Below are 19,010 nucleotides of genomic sequence, written 5' to 3'. Positions count from 1 at the left end.
CGAACACGGCTGTGACCCCGGATCAGCGACACCGAAGGAGCCCTCCGTGCCCGACCTGCCCCGCCCCCGCGGCCCGGTGTCGGCCGCCGTGCTCGACGTGCTCGGTGGACGAGGTGCGGCCCACGACCTCCCGCCGCACCTCGAGGGCGATCCCCTCGGCGCGGACGTGCAGCTCGCGCTGTACTGCTGCTACGAGCTGCACTACCGCTCGTTCGACGGGGTCGCCGACGACCTCGAGTGGGATCCCGACCTGCTCCGCGTGCGGCGGCACCTCGAGGACCGCTTCCTCGACGCCGTGCGGGCCGAGGTCGAGGGCGGGGACGACGTCGAGGCCGCGATCGACGCGCTGCTGGTCGAGCCGACCGAGGGCTCCGGGCCCTCGTGGCACCTCGCGCGTGCCGGCGAGCGCCGGCAGCTCGACGAGTACGTCGCGCTGCGCTCGATCTACCACCTCAAGGAGGCCGACCCGCAGGCCTGGGTGATCCCGCGGCTCGACGGCGTGTCCGGCCGGGCGAAGGCGTCGCTGATGACCGTCGAGCACGACGAGTTCGGGGCCGGTCGGGCCGACCGTGTCCATGCCCGGATCTACGCCGACATGATGGCCGAGCTCGGCCTCGACACCGGCTACGGCGCCTACCTCGACGCGGCACCGGCCGAGCTCCTCGCGACGGTCAACATCATGTCGCTGTTCGGCCTGCACCGCCGGTGGCGCGGCGCGTCGGTGGGCCAGTTCGCGCTCATCGAGATCACGTCACCGCCCGGGTCGGCGCGGCTCGTGACGGCGATCGAACGCCTGGGCCTGCCCGCGGCGGCGACCGCGTTCTACGCCGAGCACGTCGAGGCCGACGCGGTCCACGAGCAGGTGGTGCGCCGTGAGCTGATCGCCGGGCTCCTCGAGCACGAGCCGGAGCTCGCCGCCGACGTCGTCCTCGGCATCCAGGCCTCGACGCTGCTCGAGGACCGGTTCGCCGACTACGTGGTGCGCTGCTGGTCGGACGGGGAGTCGGCGCTGCTCGCCCCGGTGGCGTCGGCGGCCTGATCCTCCGCGGCAGCTCCGCTGCGCGGCGTGCCGCCGGAACGAACCTTGCGCCGGTGGCTGGTGTCGCAGAACGGGTAGCGCTTGGTGCGCCGGCAGGCGCACAGCGCCACGACCGGGCGCTCGCTGGTCACGGTGCTCCCGTCGGGCAGCTCCAGTTCGACGGGTCCCTCCACGAGGAACGGCCCGCCCTCGGTCATCGTGACGCGGGTCGGTCGGGTCTCGCGGGAGGGGGCAGCCATGGCGGGCGGCTACCCGGGCCCGGGTCATCCCGAACGACGGACCACCAGCGCCGCGGGCAGGAGCCGGTGCTCGCCTCCCGGCTCGTGCGCCTCCCGCCGGGCACGTACGACACCGTCGAGCACCTCCACCAGCGTGCGGCCCAGCTCGTACTTGTCGGTGTGCACCGTGGTCAGCGGCGGGTCGAGGTCGGCGGCGAGGGTGAGGTCGTCGTAGCCGACCACCGCGCAGTCGTCGGGCACGCGCCGACCCCGCTCGCGCAGGGCCCGGATCGCGCCGACGGCCATGAGGTCGTTGAACGCGAAGAGCCCGGTGACCTCCGGGTGCTCGCCGAGCAGCTGGGCGGCGGCCGCCGCGCCGCCCGTGATCGTCGGTGGTGCGGTGACCACGGGCGTCCGGGGCGCCGTGGCGGCGGTGAAGGCGTGGCGCCGCACGTGGTCGACGCCGACGGCGCCGTCGAGCATCCCGAGGTGCCGGTGGCCGCGGGCCTGGAGGTGCTCGACGGCCAGGCGGGTGCCGGTGGCGAAGTCGGACGACACGCTCGCGACCGCCGGGGCCGGCGCCCGCCGGTCGGCGACCACGAGCGGCACGCGCCGGTGCAGCCCGACCAGCTCCTCGTCCCCGAGGGCCTCGAAGAAGCCGATGACGCCCTCGGCGCCCCGCTCGAGGATCTCGCGCGCCGCCGCCGACTCCCGGCCGGCGTGGGCGTCGGTGTTGTGCACGACCACCGAGAAGCCGAGGGCCGCGGCGGCGTCGAACACGCCGCGGGCGACGGCCGGGAAGAAGGGGTTCGCGATGTCGGAGAGGATCAGCCCGAGCGTCCCCGCCCGCTGGGTGCGCATGCCGCGGGCGAACATGCTGGGCCGGTAGTCGAGCTCCTCGATCGTCGCGAGCACGCGGCGGCGGGTGGCCGCGCTGATCTCGCCCTTGCCGTTCATCGCGCGCGACACGGTCTGGCGCGAGACGCCCGCCGCCCGGGCGACGTCGTCGATCGTCACCCGCACCGTCCCGCCGGCGGTGACGTCGTCCCTGGTCGCCCCGTTCGCCCCGTCGGCTCCGCCCGCCCCGTTGCCCATGGCCGTTCCCTCGTCCACGCCGCCCTCCCCCGCCGGTGACCCTAGTCCCGTCGTCCGGGCGCCCACGGTTCGCGACGTGCGCCGCCCGCGGGGTGCACCGCCCGGACGACGGGCTCGGGGTGACCGCCGTCGGCGGCGCGACGGCGCACGGCCTCGCTCAGCCGGTCGGTGGCCGCCGCGGGCGCGAGCACGAGGACGCTGCCGCCGAAACCACCGCCCACCAGCCGGGCGCCGAGCGCCCCGTCCTCGAGCGCCGCCTCGACCACCGCGTCGAGGGCAGGCACCGAGACCTCGAAGTCGTCGCGCAGCGAGGCGTGCGACGCCGTGAGCTCCGGCCCCACGGCCTCGGGGCGCCCGGCGCGCAGGAGGTCGACGACCCGGTGCACCCGCGCCTCCTCGGTGACGACGTGCCGGGCGCGCTGGAGCAGGTCGCCCTCGAGCGCGTCGAGCATCGCCGGCGTCGCGTCCCGCAGCGCGGGGACGCCGAGGGCCTCGGCCGCGGCGACGCAGGCGGCCCGGCGGTCGGCGTAGCCGCCGTCGGCGAGGTCGTGGCGCACCCGGGTGTCGACCACCAGCGTCGCGAGCCCGACCTCGTCGAGCCCGAGTGCGACGTCCTCGGACTCCAGCGTGCGGCAGTCGAGCAGCAGGGCGGCGCCGTCGCGGCACAGCAGCGAGGCGGCCTGGTCCATGATCCCGACCGGGGCGCCGACGACGTCGTTCTCGGCCCGGCGTCCGGCGCGGGCGAGGGTGTGGCGGTCGAGGCCGGCCCCGGTCAGCTCGGACACGGCCAGGGCCACCGCACTCTCCAGCGCCGCGGAGGACGACAGCCCGGAGCCCAGCGGGACGTCACCGGCGACGACGAGGTCCCAGCCCCCGTCGCCGGGCACTCCCGCCTCCCGCAGCGCCCACACCGTGCCCAGCGCGTACGCCGACCAGCCGCGGGCGTCCGCCAGCGCGCCGAGCGTCGTCGTCACGGTCGCGCCGGGCTCCTGGGCGGAGCGGACGGTCACGGTGTCGTCGGCGCGGCGCCCCACCGCGACCCGGCACCGGCGGTCGATGGCGAAGGGAAGGACGTGGCCCTCGTTGTGGTCGGTGTGCTCGCCGATGAGGTTGACCCGGCCCGGCGCCGAGAAGACGCCCTCGGGGTCGTGGCCGACCGCGTCGCGGAACGTCTGCGCCAGGTCCCGGGCGAGGTCGTGCACGGGGTCGCTCACGCCGGCACCACCGCCCGCCCCGCCGCCTCGCGCAGCCGCGCGGCCGCGACCTCGGGGGCGACGTCGGTGAGGAACGCGCCGCCGAAGGTCTCCGACCCGGCGAGGTACTTGAGCTTGCCCCCGCCGCGATGGGGCGGGCAGATCTCGAGGTGCAGGTGCGCGACGTCGCGGTCGGTGCCGTCGGTCGGCGCGGCGTGGACGCCCAGCAGGTACGACGTGCTGGAGCCGAACCAGGCGTCGTAGCTCGCGAGCACCGTCGCGAGCACCCGGCCGAGATCGGCCCGCGCCGCCGGGGTCAGCTCGGGCAGCGACGGGACGTGCTCCCGGCTCCAGATGTCGACCTCGTAGGGGAAGCGCGCCCACGGCGGCACCCCGGCGACGAAGTGCTCGCCCGCCACGACCTCGCGGGGGCCGGCGGCCTCCGCGGCGACGACGTCGCAGAACACGCAGTGCCCGGTGCGGTCGTGGTGACGCCGACCCGCCGCCAGCTCCCGGGCGGGGCGCGGCGGCACGTCGGGGTACGCGTAGACCTGGCCGTGCGGGTGGTGCAGCGTCACGCCGACCGCCTCGCCCTTGTTCTCGAACGGCAGCACGTAGCGCACGCCGGGGTCGGCGCCGAGATCGGCGGCCCGACGCGCCCAGGTCTCGACGAGCAGGCTCACCCGGGCGACGCCGACCGAGGCGAGCGTCGCGTCGTGGTCGTCGGTGAAGACCACGACCTCGCAGTGCCCGTACGCGGGCTCCACCGGGACCAGGTCGGTGCCCGCGACCGACGGCTCGGGCGGGTGGGTCGACAGCGACGGGAACCGGTTGTCGAACACCGCGACGTCGAAGTGCTCGCGGGGGATCTCGGTGGGCTCGTGGCCGGGCGTGGTCGGGCAGAGAGGGCACGCGGCCGCGGACGGCTTGTACGTCCGGTCCTGGCGATGTGTCGCGAAGGTGACCCACTCGCCGTGCGTCGGGTCGTAGCGGCGCTCGCTCACCGGTCGTCCCGCACCCAGGAGAAGAAGCGGATCGTCCGGCCGTCGGCGAGCTGCTCGACCTCCTCGGCGACCTCGTCCGGCACCTCGTCCTCCGCCCCGCCGTCCGGCACGTCGCACGCTCCGTGGTCGTCCAACTACGCCTCCCTCTTGACGCAAGCAACGTACCGGTATCAGTCTCGTGAACCATCACGTTAACGTTCACGGCGCGCTGTGACGACCCGCTTCTGCGACAGGAGACGCGATGCTGCGGCTCGACTTGGGATGGCTGGACTACACGCTGCTGGCGGTCTACTTCGTGGTCGTGCTGGGCATCGGCGTCGTCGCCCGACGCGCCGTGGGCACGAGCGCCGACTTCCTGCTGGCGGGGCGTTCGCTGCCCGCCTGGGTGACCGGCCTGGCCTTCGTGGCCGCGAACCTCGGCGCCACCGAGATCATCGGGATGGCGGCCAACGGCGCCCAGTACGGCGTCGCGACCGTGCACTACTACTGGATCGGCGCCATCCCGGCGATGGTCTTCCTGGGCATCGTGATGATGCCGTTCTACTACCGCTCGAAGGTCCGGTCGGTCCCCGAGTTCCTCAAGCTGCGCTACAACAACCAGACGCACGTGCTCAACGCCGTGGTGTTCGCGGTGGCCAGCGTGCTGATCGCCGGGGTGAACCTCTACGCGCTGGCGATCGTGCTGCAGGCCCTGCTCGGCTGGCCGCTGTGGGCCGGCATCCTCGCCTCCGCCGCCGTCGTGCTGATCTACATCGGTGCGGGCGGCCTCGGCAGCGCCATCTACGGCGAGGTGCTGCAGTTCTTCATCATCCTGGCCGGCCTGATCCCCCTCGCGATCGTCGCGGTGCGCTCGGTCGGCGGCTTCGGCGAGCTGGGACGCCGGGTCGAGGCGTCCGCGCTCGGCCCGAACGGCCTGCACGCGTGGTCGGGGACGGGCGTCGGCGACGTCACCAACCCCATCGGCGCCAACTGGATCGGCATCGTCCTCGGTCTGGGCTTCGTCCTGTCCTTCGGTTACTGGACGACGAACTTCGCCGAGATCCAGCGCGCGCTGTCGGCCAAGGACCGGTCGGCCTCGCAGCGCACCCCGCTCATCGCCGCGTTTCCGAAGATCTTCATCCCGGCCGTGACGATCATCCCGGGCCTCGTCGCCCTCGTCGCGATCCCCAACTTCGGCAACGACGACACCGGCGGCCTCGAGTACAACGACGCGATCCCCGCGCTCATGGGCCAGCTGCTGCCGCAGGGCGTGCTCGGCGTCGCGGTCACCGGCCTGTTCGCCTCGTTCATGGCCGGCGTCGCCGCCAACGTCAGCTCGCTGAACACCGTCGTGACCTACGACCTCGTGCAGCCCTACCTCGCGCGGGGCCGCTCGGACGCCTACTACCTGCGGATGGGCCGGCTGGTCACCGCGGGCGGTGTGCTCATCGCGGTCGGCACCGCGTTCCTCGCGGCCGGCTTCAACAACATCATGACCTACCTGCAGTCCCTGTTCGGCATCTTCAACGCGCCGATCTTCGCGACGTTCATCCTCGGCATGTTCTGGAAGCGGACCACCGGCTGGGGCGGGTTCTGGGGCCTGCTCTCGGGCGTCGTCGCCGGCACCGCGGTGTTCGTGCTGTCCAAGGCCGGCGTGCTGACGTTCGGGTCGGACATCGAGGTGACCTTCTACCAGGCCGGCGCCGCGTTCTTCGTCGACGTGATCGTCACCGTCCTGGTGTCGCTGTTCGGCCGCGCACCGGCCCGCGAGCGGCTCGCCGGGATCGTCTACGGCGTCGCGGGCGCCGACGGCGTCGTGCCGACGATCAAGCAGCCGCGCGAGGCCGTCTGGTGGCGGCGCCCGATCCTGCTGGGTGGCCTGGCGCTCGCCCTGACCGTCGTGCTCAACATCCTGTTCGCCTGAGGGAGCCGTCATGACTGCTGATCGCACTCCGGCGGAGAGCACTCCCGCCGTCACGAGCCGAATGGCCCGCCTGTTCGACGTGCGCTACGTGATCGGGGGCCTGCTCGGGCTCTACGGCGTCGTGCTCGTGATCGTCGGGCTCACCGACGGGCCCGAGCAGTACGCCCAGGCCGCGGGCTTCGCCGTCAACCTCTGGACGGGCGTCGCCCTCGTCGTCGTCGCGGCGGCGTTCCTGCTGTGGGCGTCCCTGCGGCCGCTGGGCATCGAGGTCGACGCCGAGGCCGAGGACCTGGCCGCCGGTCCCCCGGTCTGAGCTCACGCGGGTTCGAGGAACTCGAGGCGGTTGCCGAACGGGTCGTGGGCGTAGCACCGGCGGAAGCCCGGGAAGTCGCCGTCCCGGGTCACGTCCTGTCCGGTGGCGGCGACACGGCGGGCGACGTCGTCCAGGTCGTCGACGAGGATCCCCGGGTGGGCCTTGCGCGCCGGGCGGAAGTCGCCCTCGACGCCGAGGTGCAGCTCGAGCCCGCCGGAGCGGAACCACGCGCCGCCGCGCGCGGCGAGCACCGGCGGCTTGGCGATCTCGACCATGCCGAGGACGTCCGCGTAGAAGCCGCGCGCGGCGTCCTCCTGCCCGGCGGGCATGGCGAGCTGGACGTGGTGCAGTCCGGCGAACACGCGACCAGTCTGCACCGCCCCTCCGGCTTCAGGCGGCGACGCGGGGTCGCCCGCCGAGCAGGGGTCTTCGGTCGGGGTCGAGCCACTCGGGCGGGGTGAACCAGGGCCGGCCGTCGACGATGGCCACGGCCCAGTGCCCGTGGTGGACGAGTTGGTGATGGAACCGGCAGAGCAGGCACATGTTGTCCAGCGCGGTCACGCCGTCGTCGAGCCAGTGGCGGACGTGGTGCGCCTGACAGCGCCGGGGGCGTCGGGTGCAGCCGGGGAACGCGCAGCCGCCGTCGCGCAGGTTGAGCGCGCGGCGGATCGCGTCCGGTGCGGTGCGCTGGCGGCGACCGACGTCGAGGGGCTCGGACCGCGACCCGAGGACCATCGGGACGATCTCGGCGTCGCAGGCCCAGCGGCGCACGGTGGCGGCGGCGACGTTCTCGCCGGAGTCGAGCGTGCCGTAGCCGCCCCTCTCGCCCAACGTCCGGCACAGCCAGCGGTGGTCGATCGTGACCGTCACCAACGCCCCAGCGGGCCGCTCGGTCCACCGGGACGCCGCGCCGTCGGGGCGACGCGGCGCGGGGATCAGCGCCAGCGGCGCCGCACCCCCGGCCGCACCTCCGGCCTCGTCTCCGGCCTCGTCTCCGGCCTCGTCTCCGGCCCCGGCCCCAGCCTCGTCCCCGGCCCCGTTCGCCGTGCGGTCGATCGCATCGTCGGGCCCGGGGTCGCCGGGGCCTTCCGCGGCGTCTTCCCGGCGGGCGTCGGTCGCGAGACCGCGCGGCCCGCGGGCATCCTGCACGAGGTCCTTGAACGCGTCGGCCTGCCGGCACGCGAGCGAGCGTTCGTCCTGCGATCCGGCCGGAGCGGCCAGCACCCCGAACACCTCGACGGCCGCTTCGGCGTCCAGCGGGTCCCCGAGCCGGCCCTTGAAGACCAGCGACCCGTCCTTGCGGCGCAGGAAGCGCACCTCGTCGCCGGCGCCCTCGCCGTCCGGCGGCGCGGCGCCGTCGGGGTCGTAGTGATCGAGGAACCGCTGCGCCAGCACCCGCAGCATGCGCGGCGGCAACTGCCGAGCCTGCTCGGCCAGGGTCTCCTCGACCCCGGACCACTCGTCGGGGGGCGGCGGGTTCATCAGCCCCGACAGGCGCCGCATCGTGTCCCGGATGATCTTCACGTGCGCCGGGTCGATCAGTCCCGCCGCCATCGCGTCCGCGGTGGCCGGCAACCGCGCCGGGAGCAACCCACCCGACATCGAGGAGCGGGCACACAGATCCGCGGCCTCGGCGACCAGACGCTTCGCGTCGGCATGATCGAGGTGGTCCTGATCCGCGATCAACGCCTCGGTGCTGCGGTACCCGGTGGACACCGCGGTGCCCAGCTCGTCGAGGGCGGCGATGTCCTCGAGACGGCGGTAGTAGCCACGCCGCTGGGCGAGCAGGTCGGCACGGGCGCGAGCGAGCGCCTGCCGCTCGACCGCACTCACCGATTCGCTCACGTGTTCGAGTATGGACCCGACCCCCGACACCGTCCGCCTCGACGCTGAGACCGCTCTCAGGAGCCGTCGGCGAGGTGGTGCAGCGACGCCGCGAAGGCGTCCGCCGCGCGCCGGCGGGCGGCCAGGGAGCGTGTGCCGACCTCGGTGAGGCGGTAACGGCGGGGGTCGCGGGTCGAGCGGGAGACGAGCCGGTTGCGCTGCAGGCGGTGCAGGGTCGGCACGATCCGCGAGTACGGCAGGTCGAGCGCGTCCCCCACCTGGCCGCGCAGGGTCTGCGCCACCTCGTCCTGGCGTTTCGGGCCGTCGGCCAGCGCGGCGAGGACGAGGGCGTCGATCTGGCCCCGGTCCCGGATGCGGGCCCGTGAGCCCGACGGTGCACGTCGGGACGTCGTGGTCATGACCAGCAGGGTTGCCGAGGAGCCCGGGCCGTGACACTCCCCCGGCGGGCGCAGCCGGATGGGACGGGCGGGCGAGATCGCCATCGGCTCGCGACGGTGCGCGACCGCGCCCTACTCTGCGACGCCGTGAGCACAGGGAGGGAGACGGTGCGGCGGGCCCTCGCGGCCGCCGGCGCGCCACGGGACATCGAGGTCTTCACGACGCCCGTCCCCTCGGCCGCCGCGGCTGCCGAGCAGCTCGGCTGCGAGGTCGGGGCGATCGCCAACAGCCTGGTCTTCACCGCCGGCGACGGGGTAGTGCTCGTGCTCGCCTCCGGCGCGCACCGGGTGGACCCCGGCCGCGTGGCGGTGCACCTGGGGGTCGCCAAGCGCCGGGTGAAGCGCGCGGACCCCGACACCGTGGAGCGCGCGACGGGGCAGCGGGTCGGCGGCGTCGCACCGGTCGGGCACCCCGCGCCGCTGCCGTGCGTCGTGGACGTCGCGCTCACCGCCTTCGGCACGGTGTGGGCGGGCGCGGGCGACGAGCACTCGATGTTCCCGACCACCGCCGCCGAGCTCGTCGACCTCACCGGCGGGACGCTGCTCGAGGTCGCGGACTGACGCGGCCGTCGCCGGCCACCGTCCGCCGCCTGGTCGCCGAGCAGTTCCCGGGGTGGGCCGGCCTGGCGGTCGACCCGGACCCGATCGACGCCGGGTCCGACCACGTCGTGTACCAGCTCGGCGACGACCTCGTCGCCCGCTTCCCGGTGCGGGCCTCCGCGGCCGCCCAGGTGGCCGTCGAGCAGCGGTGGCTCCCGGTCCTCGCCCCCGCCGTGCCCGTCCCGATCCCCGCGCCGGTCGGCCACGGGCGCCCCGGCCACGGATACCCCTGGCCGTGGTCGGTGCTGCGCTGGCTGCCGGGCGAGGACGCGACCCGGGCGCCGGTCGCCGACCCTCACGCACTCGCCCGCGACCTCGCGGCCGTGGCCTGCGGGCTGCGCGGGGTCGACGCCGCCGGCGGCCCGGACCCGGCGGCCTCCGGCCGGGGCGTCCCGCTGGCCGACCGCGACGGCGAGGTCCGCGCGGCCCTGGACGCGCTGCGTGCCGCCCCCGAGCCCGGGATCGACCTCGCGGCCGCCGCCCGGGTCTGGGACGCCGCGCGGGACGCCCCCGTCCACCACGGCCCGCCGTCCTGGCTGCACGGCGACCTCCTGCCCGGGAACCTGCTCATCCGCGAAGGGCGGCTGAGCGCGGTGATCGACTTCGGCTGCGCCGGTGTCGGTGATCCCGCCGTCGACCTCCTCCCGGCCTGGGCGGTGCTGCCGCCCGAGGCCCGCGCGACGTTCCGCGACGCGGTCGGCGTCGACCAGGCGTCCTGGCGGCGCGGCCGCGGGTGGGCGGTCGCGTTCGGCCTCGTCGCGCTCCCGTACCACCGCACCCGGACGCCCGCCCTGGCCCGCGTCGCCCGGCGCGCCGTGATCGCAGCGATCGCGGAGGCGTGAGCCGCCGGGTGTGAGCCCGCCCCAAGATATGGACGGCGCGTTCTTTTCGTGCTTCTATATGAACAGCTAGTCCACATCAACGGGTAGGAGGAACCGATGAGCAGCACCGAGACCAGCACCCGCGTCGCCCTCGTGACCGGCGGTTCCGGAGGCATCGGCCGCGCCGTGGCCGAGCGCCTCGCGGCCGACGGCATGGCGGTCGGCGTGCACTACGCGGGCAACAAGGCGCGCGCCGAGGAGGTCGTCGCCGCGATCGAGGGCACCGGCGGACAGGCGATCGCCGTCGGCGGCGACGTCGCCGAGCCCGACGAGATGGCGGCCGCGTTCGACGCGGTCGAGCAGGCGTTCGGCGGGCTCGACGTCGTCGTCAACACCGCGGGGATCATGACCCTGGCCCCGATCGCCGAGCTCGACCTCGACGACCTCGACCGCATGCACCGGACGAACATCCGCGGCACGGTCGTCGTCGCGCAGCAGGCCGCCCGCCGGGTCCGCCGCGGCGGGGCGATCGTCGCGTTCTCGACGTCGGTGACGCGGCTGTCCTTCCCGACGTACGGCGGCTACGTCGCCAGCAAGGGCGCGGTCGAGGCGCTCGTGCCGGTGCTCGCCCGGGAGATGCGGGGCCGCGACGTCACCGTCAACGCCGTCGCCCCCGGACCCACGGCGACGCCGCTGTTCCTCGACGGCAAGAGCGAAGAGCAGGTCGCGGGGCTCGCCGCGGCACCGCCGCTCGAGCGCCTCGGACAGCCCGGGGACATCGCCGAGGCCGTCGCGTTCCTCGCCGGGCCGGCCCGGTGGGTCAACGGCCAGACCCTGTTCGCCAACGGCGGGCTGGCCTGAGAGGAGAGATCATGATCATCGTCATCAGCGGGGCCTCCTCCGGCTTCGGCGCCCTGAGCGCCCGCGCCCTGGCGCAGGACGGTCACACCGTCTACGCCGGCATCCGCGACACCGCGGGCCGCAACGCACCCGCCGTCGCCGACGCCGCCGCGTTCGCCGCCGAGCAGGGCGCGGACCTGCGCACCGTCGAGCTCGACGTCGCCGACCAGGCCTCGGTCGACGCGGCGGTCGCCGCGGTCGTGGCCGAGGCCGGGAGCCTCGACGTCGTCGTCCACAACGCCGGGCACATGGTGCTGGGCCCGACCGAGGCCTTCACCCCCGAGCAGCTCGCGAGCGTCTACGACACGAACGTCGTGTCCACCCAGCGCCTCAACCGCGCCGCCCTGCCGCACCTGCGGGCCCAGGGGCACGGGCTCGTCCTGTGGGTCGGGTCGACGAGCACCCGCGGGGGCACGCCGCCCTACCTCGCGCCGTACTTCGCGGCCAAGGCCGGGATGGACGCGCTCGCGGTCAGCTACGCGGCGGAGCTCGCCCGCTTCGGGATCGACACGTCGATCGTCGTGCCCGGGTCGTTCACGTCGGGCACCCACCACTTCGCGCACGCGGGGCACGCGGCCGACGAGGCCGTGAGCGCCGCCTACGAGGAGCGCTACGGCGGGCTGGTGGACCAGATCGGGACGCGGCTCGCCGAGCTCGCGCCCGCCGACGCCGACCCGGCCGAGGTCGCCCGCGCGATCGTCCGGGTGGTCGACTCCCCCGCCGGCCGACGCCCGTTCCGGGTGCACGTCGACCCGGCCGACGACGGCGCCGAGGTGGTCAACGCCGTCGGCGACCGCGTCCGCAGCGAGTTCTACCGGCGTGTCGGGCTCGCCGACCTCCTGCACCCGCAGCCGTTAGCGTGAGGCGGTGACCGAGACCGAGGAACGGCGCGCGCGGCGGGGCCGCGGGCGCCGTCCCGCGGACGAGGTCCGGGGCGAGGTGCTCACGGCGGCGGCCGAACTGCTGCTCGCCGAGGGCATGGGCGGGTTCACCTTCGAGCGGGTCTCGGCGGTCTCCGGCGCGAGCCGGACGACGCTGCACAAGTGGTGGCCGTCCCGCGGCGCCCTGGCCCTCGAGGCCTACTTCCGCACGGTCGAGAGCACCCTCGCGTTCCCCGACACGGGCGACATCGCCGCGGACCTCACCGAACAGGTCACCGCCTTCGTGCGGCTGATGACGCGGACGGCGGCGGGACGGGTGATCGCCGAGCTGATCGGCTCCGCGCAGACCGACCCCGAGCTGGCCGCGGCCTATCGCGAGCACTACTCGGCCCCCCGGCGCGCGCTCGCCGTCACGGCGGTCGCGCTGGCCCGCGACCGCGGAGAGCTGCGGGCCGACGTCGACGCCGAGGCGGTGGTCGACCAGCTGTGGGGCGCCTGCTACCACCGACTGCTGATCCCCGACCAGCCGCTCACCGAGGCCTTCGCGCGCACGCTCGTCGACCAGCTCGTGCACGGGATCGGCCGGCGCTGACCAGCGCCGACCCCGGACCGGGCGACGTGCGGCGAGCCGTTGCGCCACGGTCGTTGACCGAGGCGTAACATCGGGAGCGATCCTTCTGGATCGATCCCGTTCCACCGTTGGAGAGAACGCCCGTGCCTGCCAGCACATCCCCCGAGTCCGAGGTCGACGACGCCCTCGACACCGAGATCGCCGAGCTGCGCCAGATCCTCGACCGTCTCGACGGCCTCACCCACCAGGCGCGCACCCGCCTGCGCCGCATCGAGCAGCACCGCAACGGCGTCGACGCCCGCTGGATCGAGCGCTCCCTGCGCTGACGCCGCGCCACCCCCGATCCCCGGCCCGCCCCGCACCGTTCGGGGCGGGCCGTCGTGCGTTCGAGCGTGTGGCCAGGGGCAAGGGGGTCAGGCGGCGAGCGCCGCGTACCGGCCCTCGCGGTCGACCAGCTCGGCGTGCGTGCCGGTCTCCACGACGCGGCCGTGGTCGAGCACCGCGATCCGGTCGGCGTGGCGCACGGTCGACAGGCGGTGGGCGATCGTCAGCGTCGTGCGGTGCCGCGCGAGGTCGTCGAGCGCGAGCTGCACCGCGCGCTCGGTCTCCGTGTCCAGGGCGCTCGTCGCCTCGTCCAGGACGAGCACCCGCGGGTCGCGCAGCAGCGTGCGGGCGATCGCGATGCGCTGCTTCTCCCCGCCGGAGAACCGGTGGCCGCGCGCGCCGACCATCGTGTCGTAGCCCTCGGGCAGGTCGGCGACGACGTCGTGGATGCGCGCGGCGCGGGCGGCCGCCTCGATCTCGGCGTCGGTCGCGTCCGGCTTCGCCGCGCGCAGGTTCTCGCGCACGGTGGTGTGCAGCAGGTAGGTCTCCTGGCTCACGACGCCGACGACGCGGGCGAGGTCGGCCATCCGCAGGTCGCGCAGGTCGACGCCGTCGATCGTGATCCGCCCGGCGTCGGGGTCGTGGAGCCGGGCGACGAGCGCGCCCAGCGTCGTCTTGCCCGACCCCGTCTCCCCCACCAGCGCGAGCGTCGTGCCCGCCGGGATCGCCAGGTCGACGTCGTCGAGGGCGGGCCGGTCGCCGCCGGGGTGGGTGAACGTCACGCCTTCGATGCGGACGTCGCCCCGGACCTCACCGAGCTCGACAGGGTGCTCCGGGTCGTCGACGTCCACGGTCAGGTCCTGGTACTCGAAGATCCGTGAGAACAGGGCCAGCGAGCTGGCGACCTGAACGCCGACGTCGAGCAGCCCGGACAGCGGCCGGAAGATGCTGCCCTGCAGCGCGGTGAAGGCGACGAGCGTGCCGATCGAGAGCTCGCCGAGGGTCCACGGCAGGCCGGCGCCGAGGTAGATCAGCGCGGGGATCGCCGCGAACACCACGCTCATCGTGGCCATGCGCCAGCGTCCGGCGAGCTGGGAGCGGATCTCGAGGTCGGTGAGGCGCACCGAGGACGCGGTGAAGCGCTCGACGAGGGCCGGACCGGTGCCGAGCGTGCGGTGCAGCGCGGCGGCGTCGACCGACAGGCCCTCCTCGATGGTGACGTTGAGGTCGGCGAGCTCGCGCTGGCGCGCGGCGGTCAGCTCACGGCGCATGCGGGCGACGCGGCGGCTGATCAGCACGGCCGGCGGCAGCACGACGAGCGTGATCAGCGAGAGCTGCCAGGACAGGGCGGCCATGGCCACGGCGGTCGCGACGACGGTGGTGAGGTTGGCGGCGATCGAGGTGGCGGTGGAGGTGACCACGGTCTGCATGCCGCCGATGTCGTTGGTGATGCGCGACTGCACCTCGCCGGTGCGGGTGCGCGTGAAGAAGCCCAGCGACTGCCGCTGCAGGTGGGCGAAGACGTCGGTGCGCAGCCGGTGCATGACGCGCTGCCCGACACCGGTCGAGATCCAGGTCTGGACGACGCCGAGCACGGAGGTCACCGCGGCGACGCCGATCATGCCGGCGGCCAGCATCGCGAGCAGGCCCACGTCGCGGTGGGGCAGCGCGTCGTCGATGACGGCGCGCAGCAGGAACGGCGAGGCCAGCCCGACGACGGACGACGCCGCGATGACGGCGACGACGACGGCGAGCGGGCCGCGGTGGGGACGGAACAGGCGCGCGATGCGGCGCAGCGAGACCCGGCGGGCCTCCTCGGCCTCGCGGGCGCGGGTCTCGGGTGAGGGTTCGGTGGGGCGGGGCAAGGGGCGCCTCCGGGAGGTATGGGTGGGAAAGCTTGCTGAGGTTACCTCATCATGAGGTGACAACAGTATGTCCCGCTAGGCTGTTCCCGTGCACGATGCGCCGGACGACGAGCGGTCGCTGGCGGACGCCTTCTGGATCGTGGCGCGCCGGCTGCGCCACCAGTCGCGCGAGGCCCTCGCGCCCTACGGGGTCTCGCGCTCCCAGCTCCGGGCCCTCGACGTGCTGCTGCACCACGGCGCCCTGCGCCCGAGCGAGCTGGCCGAGCACCTGCGCATCGCCCCCCGTTCGGCGACCGAGGTCGTCGACGCCCTCGAGGAGCGCGGTCTCGTCGAGCGCCGTCCCGACCCGGCGGACCGCCGCGCCCGGCAGGTGACGGCGACGCCCACCGGTGCCGAGCTCGCCGAGGCCGTGCGGGCGACGCGGGCCGCCGAGGCCGACCGCGTCTTCGCCCGGCTCGACGACGCCGACCGCACCGAGCTGGGCCGCCTCCTGCGCCGGCTCGCGGAGGACTGACGGGTAGACGGGCCGACGGCGTAGCCTGATGTCAGGCACTGCCATCAGGGAGGCCGACGTGAGCGGGAACGAGATCTGGATCCTCGGGGCCACCGGGCGCAGCGGGCGGGCCATCGCGGCGCGGGTCGCCGGACGTGGTGTGGCCGTCGCGCTGGTCGGTCGGGACGCCGAGCGCCTCCACGAGGTGGCCGCCGGGATCGGCGACGGGACCGGCGGGGTCCGCTCGGTGGTCGCGGGGGACGTCGCCGCGATGGCCGAACGGGTCCGCACGCAGCGCCCCGCCGTCGTCGTGAACACCGTCGGGCCCTTCGCCGCCACCGCGGTCACCGTCGCCCGGGCCTGCCTCGCCGCCGGCGCCCACTACCTCGACCTCGCCAACGACGTCGCGTCCGCCGGCGGCGTGCTGCACCTCCACGACGAGGCGGTCGCCGCCGGCCGCACGGCCGTCACCGGCGCGGGCTTCGGCATCGTCGCCGCCGAGGCCGCGGTCGTCGCGTTGTGCCGGGACCACCCGGTGCCCGCGGCCGTCCGGACCGACACGGTCCCGTCCCTGGCGAGCGACGGCGGGCGGGTCGGTGAGGCCCTGGCCGCGTCGCTGGTGGACGCGCTGCCCGACGGCGGGCGTCGCTACCGGGACGGGCGCCTGGTGCGCACCCGGATCGGCGCGGACGCGGTCGAGGTCGCACTCCCCGACGGCGACCGCGTGACGACGGTGGGCGCCCCGTTCGGCGACCTCGTCGCGGCCTGGCGCGCCAGCGGGGCGCCCGACGTCGTCGCCGCGACCAGCGAGCTCCCGAGCTCGCCCGCGGCCCGGGTGGCCCTGCCCGTCGCCGGCGCCGTGCTGTCGATCGGCCCGCTGCGCCGCGTCGCCCGCCGGCGGTTCGCGGAGGTCTCGCTGCCGGCGCGGGACCGTCCCCGCGACCACTCCTGGGCCCGGGCGACGGCGCGGTGGGACGACGGCACCGCGCGGGAGCAGTGGCTGCGTCTCGGCGACGCCTCGGAGTTCACGAGCGGCGCGGCGGCCGTCGTCGCCACCCGGCTCGCGGCCGGGCACGCCCGGCCCGGCGCCGACACGCCCGTCGCCGCCCTGGGCCTCGACGTGGCGACCGAGGCCGGCGGGACGTTCCTGACGTGATCAGGCGCCGTCGAGGACCGCGCGGAGCGTGACGGCGAACTCGTCGGGCCTGCCCGGCCAGCCGAACTCGCCGTCGAGGAAGCCGCCGTGGTGGCTCGGGAAGACGACGGCCTCCCGGCCGAGCGCCGCGGCCGTCGCCCGGGCCGTCCGCGCGGTGTAGGTGTCGCCGGTCTCCTCCCCCACGGCGATCACGACGCGGGTGGGCACCGAGGTCAGCCGGTCGACATCGAGGACGTAGTCGGTGACGGCGAGCGACCGGTCCGAGAGCAGCGGGTCGTCCCGCGAGCCGTCGTCCTCGGTCGGCATCCCGAACATCGCGGGGTCGGGCGCGGGCTGGGCGAAGTACGCGTCGGTGAACTCGCCCGGCCAGGAGCCCAGCGCCATGAAGCCCGCCATGCCGTGGCCCCACCCCTTGGCCTGGTAGGCCTCGCGGAACCCCCGGCTCGCGCGGTGGGCGGCCTCGGCGTCCGGCAGGACCCCGGTGATCGGCGGCTCGTGCGCCACGAGCGTCACGACGTCCTCGGGATGTGCGGCGACGAGCTGGAGGCCGGTGACCGCGCCCCCGCTGCTGCCGAACACCTCGACCGGGCCTGCGCCGAGCTCCGCGATCAGGGCGTGCAGGTCCTCGGCCTGGGTCTGCGGCGTGTTGTCCGTCCGGCCGTCGGAGCGGGTGCTGCGCCCGAGGCCGCGGGGGTCGTAGGCCACGACGGTGCGGTCGGCGAACCGCGGGGCGAGCGCGCGGAAGCCACTGGCGTCCATCGGCTGGCCGATCATCAGCAGCACCGGGCGCCCGTCGGCGGGCGGCAGCGGCCCGTGCACGTCGTAGACGATCTCGGCACCGTCCGTGTGGAGCACCTTCGTCTCGGCCACGACCCGACCTCCCGGAGTACTGTTCTCGGACCAACGAGTTGTAGCGTTGCGTTCAACCGGGAGGTTGTCAAGAACGGGACTGGGCCCGCCGGGCCGCGGCGATCACCTCGGTGAGCGACCCGTGCAGGTCGCGCAGCTCGTCGAGGCCCATGTCCAGGCGCTCCACGATCGCCGGCGGGATGCGCTCGGCCCGGTCGCGCAGCGCGACCCCGGCGGGCGTCAGGCGCACCGCCAGCGTGCGCTCGTCGTCCGGCGAGCGCCCGCGGGTGAGGTAGCCGGCCGCCTCGAGGCGCTTGAGCAGCGGCGAGAGGGTGCCGGGATCGAGCTCCAGGCGACGGCTCAGCTCCGTCACCGACAGCGGCGCCTCACCCCAGAGCGCCAGCATGACCAGGTACTGCGGGTGGGTCAGGTTCATCGGCTCCAGCAGCGGGCGGTACACCGAGATCACCGTGCGGGCGGCGACCGCGAGGGCGAAGCAGACCTGGTTCTCCAGGGCCAGCGGGTCGACCTCTCCCAGCGCGGTGTCGTCCATCCCACGTCCCCTCCCGGCCGGTACCGCCCCATACTATTGGCATGCCAACCATTGGTGCACCAAGCAAGGAGGCTCGCGTGCGCCGACCGAACCCGCTGCAGTGGCTCTGGTACGCCTACGGCGGCGGGCTGCCCGCGCGCTGCGCGCCGTGGGTCCTGCACGACACGACCTGCCGTACGTGGTGGCTGCGCCACCTCCTGCGGGCCGTCGTCCAGATCGCCCCGTTCGTCATCGCAATCATCGTCTTCGTCCCGGGCCCGCTCTGGCTGCGCACGATGTGCGCCCTGGGCGGAGCGATCATGGGCCTGATCTTCTCCATGAGCTACCTGCACGAGACGGCCGAGCACCGCCTGGTCAAGGCCGGCTACCCGCCGGGCACCGGTCCGGCCGCGCGGGCCGAGCGCACCGCGGACCGTGACGCCGCGGCCGCGGAGCGCTACGCCGCCCGCTACCGGACACCGCCGGGGTCCTGAGCAGCTCTCGCGGGGGGCAGACTGTGCCTCGTGAGCACGCCCGAAACCCCGGACTCCCTCGGCGGCGACGACCCCGACACCGTCGACGACACCTCGCTCGAACAGCTCGACGAGGCCGAGTCGCTCGACGACCGCGACCTCGACGACCCGCTCGACGAGGGCGTCTCCCCCAACGAGCGGCCGTGGGGCACCGACGCCTGGGGCACCACGCAGGAGGAGGAGGAAGAGGGCGAGCCGCTCGCGGACCGGCTGCGCCGCGAGGTCCCCGACGACGACGCCGACGACGAGGGCGACGGCCTCGGCGACGAGAGCGACACCGACGGCGAGCTCTGGGACTCCGAGGTCGGCGAGGCGCGCTCCGGCCGGCTGGTCCTGCGCGAGGACGGCGAGGACTTCTACGCCGACGACGTCGGCGTCGACGGGGCGGGCGCGAGCGCCGAGGAGGCCGCGATCCACCTGGTGGACGACGAGCGCTGA

At 75.0% G+C, this 19,010-nt stretch carries 23 protein-coding genes and 1 pseudogene; 13 read left to right on the top strand and 11 right to left on the bottom strand.

Features of this window, described 5'->3' with window-relative positions; all coding sequences use genetic code 11:
• Positions 1-46 precede the first annotated feature (46 nt).
• Positions 47-1,039: an iron-containing redox enzyme family protein gene (locus ACR9E3_RS18140; protein ID WP_460381906.1), complete on the top strand. Its 993-nt coding sequence runs from the start codon at positions 47-49 to the stop codon at positions 1,037-1,039.
• A gap of 35 nt (positions 1,040-1,074) precedes the next feature.
• Here ACR9E3_RS18140 and ACR9E3_RS18135 read toward each other — a convergent pair.
• From ACR9E3_RS18135 to ACR9E3_RS18115, 5 genes and pseudogenes are all read right to left on the bottom strand, one after another.
• Positions 1,075-1,278, bottom strand: a pseudogene (locus ACR9E3_RS18135) (CDGSH iron-sulfur domain-containing protein); the annotation flags it as partial.
• Positions 1,279-1,302: 24 nt separating this feature from the next.
• Positions 1,303-2,370, bottom strand: a complete 1,068-nt coding sequence (locus tag ACR9E3_RS18130; RefSeq protein ID WP_460381905.1) for a LacI family DNA-binding transcriptional regulator — start codon at positions 2,368-2,370, stop codon at positions 1,303-1,305.
• A gap of 23 nt (positions 2,371-2,393) precedes the next feature.
• On the bottom strand, positions 2,394-3,566 hold the full coding sequence (galK, locus tag ACR9E3_RS18125; protein WP_460381904.1) for a galactokinase: 1,173 nt from the start codon (positions 3,564-3,566) through the stop codon (positions 2,394-2,396).
• The gene (galT, locus tag ACR9E3_RS18120; RefSeq protein ID WP_460381903.1) at positions 3,563-4,549 is read right to left on the bottom strand and encodes a galactose-1-phosphate uridylyltransferase; all 987 of its coding nucleotides are present in this window, start codon (positions 4,547-4,549) and stop codon (positions 3,563-3,565) included. Before galT ends, galK begins: the two co-directional genes overlap by 4 nt.
• On the bottom strand, positions 4,546-4,683 hold the full coding sequence (locus ACR9E3_RS18115) for a hypothetical protein (protein WP_460381902.1): 138 nt from the start codon (positions 4,681-4,683) through the stop codon (positions 4,546-4,548). Before ACR9E3_RS18115 ends, galT begins: the two co-directional genes overlap by 4 nt.
• A gap of 107 nt (positions 4,684-4,790) precedes the next feature.
• On the opposite strand from ACR9E3_RS18115, the gene ACR9E3_RS18110 reads away from it, so the two are divergent.
• Entirely contained in the window at positions 4,791-6,452 is a 1,662-nt protein-coding gene (locus ACR9E3_RS18110; RefSeq protein WP_460381901.1) for a sodium:solute symporter family protein, read from the top strand.
• Between the two features lie 10 nt (positions 6,453-6,462).
• Positions 6,463-6,765, top strand: coding sequence for a hypothetical protein (locus ACR9E3_RS18105; protein ID WP_460381900.1), 303 nt, complete (start codon positions 6,463-6,465; stop codon positions 6,763-6,765).
• Positions 6,766-6,767: 2 nt separating this feature from the next.
• On the opposite strand, the gene ACR9E3_RS18100 is transcribed toward ACR9E3_RS18105, so the two are convergent.
• From ACR9E3_RS18100 to ACR9E3_RS18090, 3 genes are read right to left on the bottom strand one after another with little or no spacing between them, the layout of a single operon-like run.
• A complete protein-coding gene (locus ACR9E3_RS18100) occupies positions 6,768-7,127 on the bottom strand; it encodes a VOC family protein (protein WP_460381899.1) in 360 nt (119 codons plus the stop codon).
• Between the two features lie 28 nt (positions 7,128-7,155).
• A complete protein-coding gene (locus ACR9E3_RS18095; protein WP_460381898.1) occupies positions 7,156-8,610 on the bottom strand; it encodes an HNH endonuclease signature motif containing protein in 1,455 nt (484 codons plus the stop codon).
• A 56-nt stretch (positions 8,611-8,666) separates the two neighbouring features.
• Positions 8,667-9,008 carry a PadR family transcriptional regulator gene (locus tag ACR9E3_RS18090; protein ID WP_460381897.1) on the bottom strand — a complete coding sequence of 114 codons (342 nt, stop codon included), beginning with the start codon at positions 9,006-9,008 and terminating at the stop codon, positions 8,667-8,669.
• 126 nt (positions 9,009-9,134) lie between these two features.
• On the opposite strand from ACR9E3_RS18090, the gene ACR9E3_RS18085 reads away from it, so the two are divergent.
• The 6 genes from ACR9E3_RS18085 to ACR9E3_RS18060 all read left to right on the top strand — a co-directional run bounded on the left by ACR9E3_RS18085 (position 9,135) and on the right by ACR9E3_RS18060 (position 13,146).
• Complete coding sequence (locus ACR9E3_RS18085) at positions 9,135-9,608, top strand: YbaK/EbsC family protein (RefSeq protein ID WP_460381896.1); 474 nt, start codon at positions 9,135-9,137, stop codon at positions 9,606-9,608.
• Complete coding sequence (locus ACR9E3_RS18080) at positions 9,605-10,489, top strand: aminoglycoside phosphotransferase family protein (RefSeq protein ID WP_460381982.1); 885 nt, start codon at positions 9,605-9,607, stop codon at positions 10,487-10,489. The genes ACR9E3_RS18085 and ACR9E3_RS18080 overlap by 4 nt, the downstream gene beginning before the upstream one ends.
• A gap of 96 nt (positions 10,490-10,585) precedes the next feature.
• Positions 10,586-11,329: an SDR family oxidoreductase gene (locus tag ACR9E3_RS18075; RefSeq protein WP_460381895.1), complete on the top strand. Its 744-nt coding sequence runs from the start codon at positions 10,586-10,588 to the stop codon at positions 11,327-11,329.
• 11 nt (positions 11,330-11,340) lie between these two features.
• Complete coding sequence (locus tag ACR9E3_RS18070; RefSeq protein ID WP_460381894.1) at positions 11,341-12,231, top strand: SDR family NAD(P)-dependent oxidoreductase; 891 nt, start codon at positions 11,341-11,343, stop codon at positions 12,229-12,231.
• 4 nt (positions 12,232-12,235) lie between these two features.
• Positions 12,236-12,841: a TetR-like C-terminal domain-containing protein gene (locus ACR9E3_RS18065; protein WP_460381893.1), complete on the top strand. Its 606-nt coding sequence runs from the start codon at positions 12,236-12,238 to the stop codon at positions 12,839-12,841.
• Between the two features lie 122 nt (positions 12,842-12,963).
• Positions 12,964-13,146 (top strand): hypothetical protein, encoded by a 183-nt coding sequence (locus tag ACR9E3_RS18060; RefSeq protein WP_460381892.1) that lies wholly within the window; start codon positions 12,964-12,966, stop codon positions 13,144-13,146.
• A gap of 87 nt (positions 13,147-13,233) precedes the next feature.
• On the opposite strand, the gene ACR9E3_RS18055 is transcribed toward ACR9E3_RS18060, so the two are convergent.
• On the bottom strand, positions 13,234-15,009 hold the full coding sequence (locus ACR9E3_RS18055; RefSeq protein WP_460381891.1) for an ABC transporter ATP-binding protein: 1,776 nt from the start codon (positions 15,007-15,009) through the stop codon (positions 13,234-13,236).
• 88 nt (positions 15,010-15,097) lie between these two features.
• On the opposite strand from ACR9E3_RS18055, the gene ACR9E3_RS18050 reads away from it, so the two are divergent.
• Both ACR9E3_RS18050 and ACR9E3_RS18045 read left to right on the top strand, forming a co-directional pair.
• On the top strand, positions 15,098-15,523 hold the full coding sequence (locus ACR9E3_RS18050) for a MarR family winged helix-turn-helix transcriptional regulator (RefSeq protein WP_460381890.1): 426 nt from the start codon (positions 15,098-15,100) through the stop codon (positions 15,521-15,523).
• A gap of 58 nt (positions 15,524-15,581) precedes the next feature.
• Positions 15,582-16,658 (top strand): saccharopine dehydrogenase NADP-binding domain-containing protein, encoded by a 1,077-nt coding sequence (locus tag ACR9E3_RS18045; RefSeq protein WP_460381889.1) that lies wholly within the window; start codon positions 15,582-15,584, stop codon positions 16,656-16,658.
• Here the strand turns inward: ACR9E3_RS18045 and ACR9E3_RS18040 are convergent, their stop codons facing one another.
• Positions 16,659-17,528 (bottom strand): alpha/beta fold hydrolase, encoded by an 870-nt coding sequence (locus ACR9E3_RS18040; RefSeq protein ID WP_460381888.1) that lies wholly within the window; start codon positions 17,526-17,528, stop codon positions 16,659-16,661. It abuts the gene before it with no gap.
• Between the two features lie 67 nt (positions 17,529-17,595).
• Positions 17,596-18,060: a MarR family winged helix-turn-helix transcriptional regulator gene (locus ACR9E3_RS18035; protein WP_460381887.1), complete on the bottom strand. Its 465-nt coding sequence runs from the start codon at positions 18,058-18,060 to the stop codon at positions 17,596-17,598.
• A 77-nt stretch (positions 18,061-18,137) separates the two neighbouring features.
• Between ACR9E3_RS18035 and ACR9E3_RS18030 the strand changes: the two genes are divergently transcribed.
• Both ACR9E3_RS18030 and ACR9E3_RS18025 read left to right on the top strand, forming a co-directional pair.
• On the top strand, positions 18,138-18,533 hold the full coding sequence (locus ACR9E3_RS18030; protein ID WP_460381886.1) for a DUF5313 family protein: 396 nt from the start codon (positions 18,138-18,140) through the stop codon (positions 18,531-18,533).
• 30 nt (positions 18,534-18,563) lie between these two features.
• Positions 18,564-19,010 carry a DUF5709 domain-containing protein gene (locus tag ACR9E3_RS18025; RefSeq protein WP_460381885.1) on the top strand — a complete coding sequence of 149 codons (447 nt, stop codon included), beginning with the start codon at positions 18,564-18,566 and terminating at the stop codon, positions 19,008-19,010.

The sequence above is a fragment of the Actinomycetospora sp. C-140 genome, from assembly GCF_054796175.1.
Note: the sequence above shows the minus strand (reverse complement) of the source record. Positions and strands in the feature narration are given on the sequence as shown.

Excerpts from the sequence above, each read along its gene's own strand:
- ACR9E3_RS18105 (WP_460381900.1), top strand. The coding sequence starts at position 6,463 with ATGACTGCTGATCGCACTCCGGCGGAGAGCACTCCCGCCGTCACGAGC.
- ACR9E3_RS18070 (WP_460381894.1), top strand. The coding sequence starts at position 11,341 with ATGATCATCGTCATCAGCGGGGCCTCCTCCGGCTTCGGCGCCCTGAGC.
- ACR9E3_RS18110 (WP_460381901.1), top strand. The coding sequence starts at position 4,791 with ATGCTGCGGCTCGACTTGGGATGGCTGGACTACACGCTGCTGGCGGTC.
- ACR9E3_RS18035 (WP_460381887.1), bottom strand. The coding sequence starts at position 18,060 with ATGGACGACACCGCGCTGGGAGAGGTCGACCCGCTGGCCCTGGAGAAC.
- ACR9E3_RS18090 (WP_460381897.1), bottom strand. The coding sequence starts at position 9,008 with ATGACCACGACGTCCCGACGTGCACCGTCGGGCTCACGGGCCCGCATC.
- ACR9E3_RS18075 (WP_460381895.1), top strand. The coding sequence starts at position 10,586 with ATGAGCAGCACCGAGACCAGCACCCGCGTCGCCCTCGTGACCGGCGGT.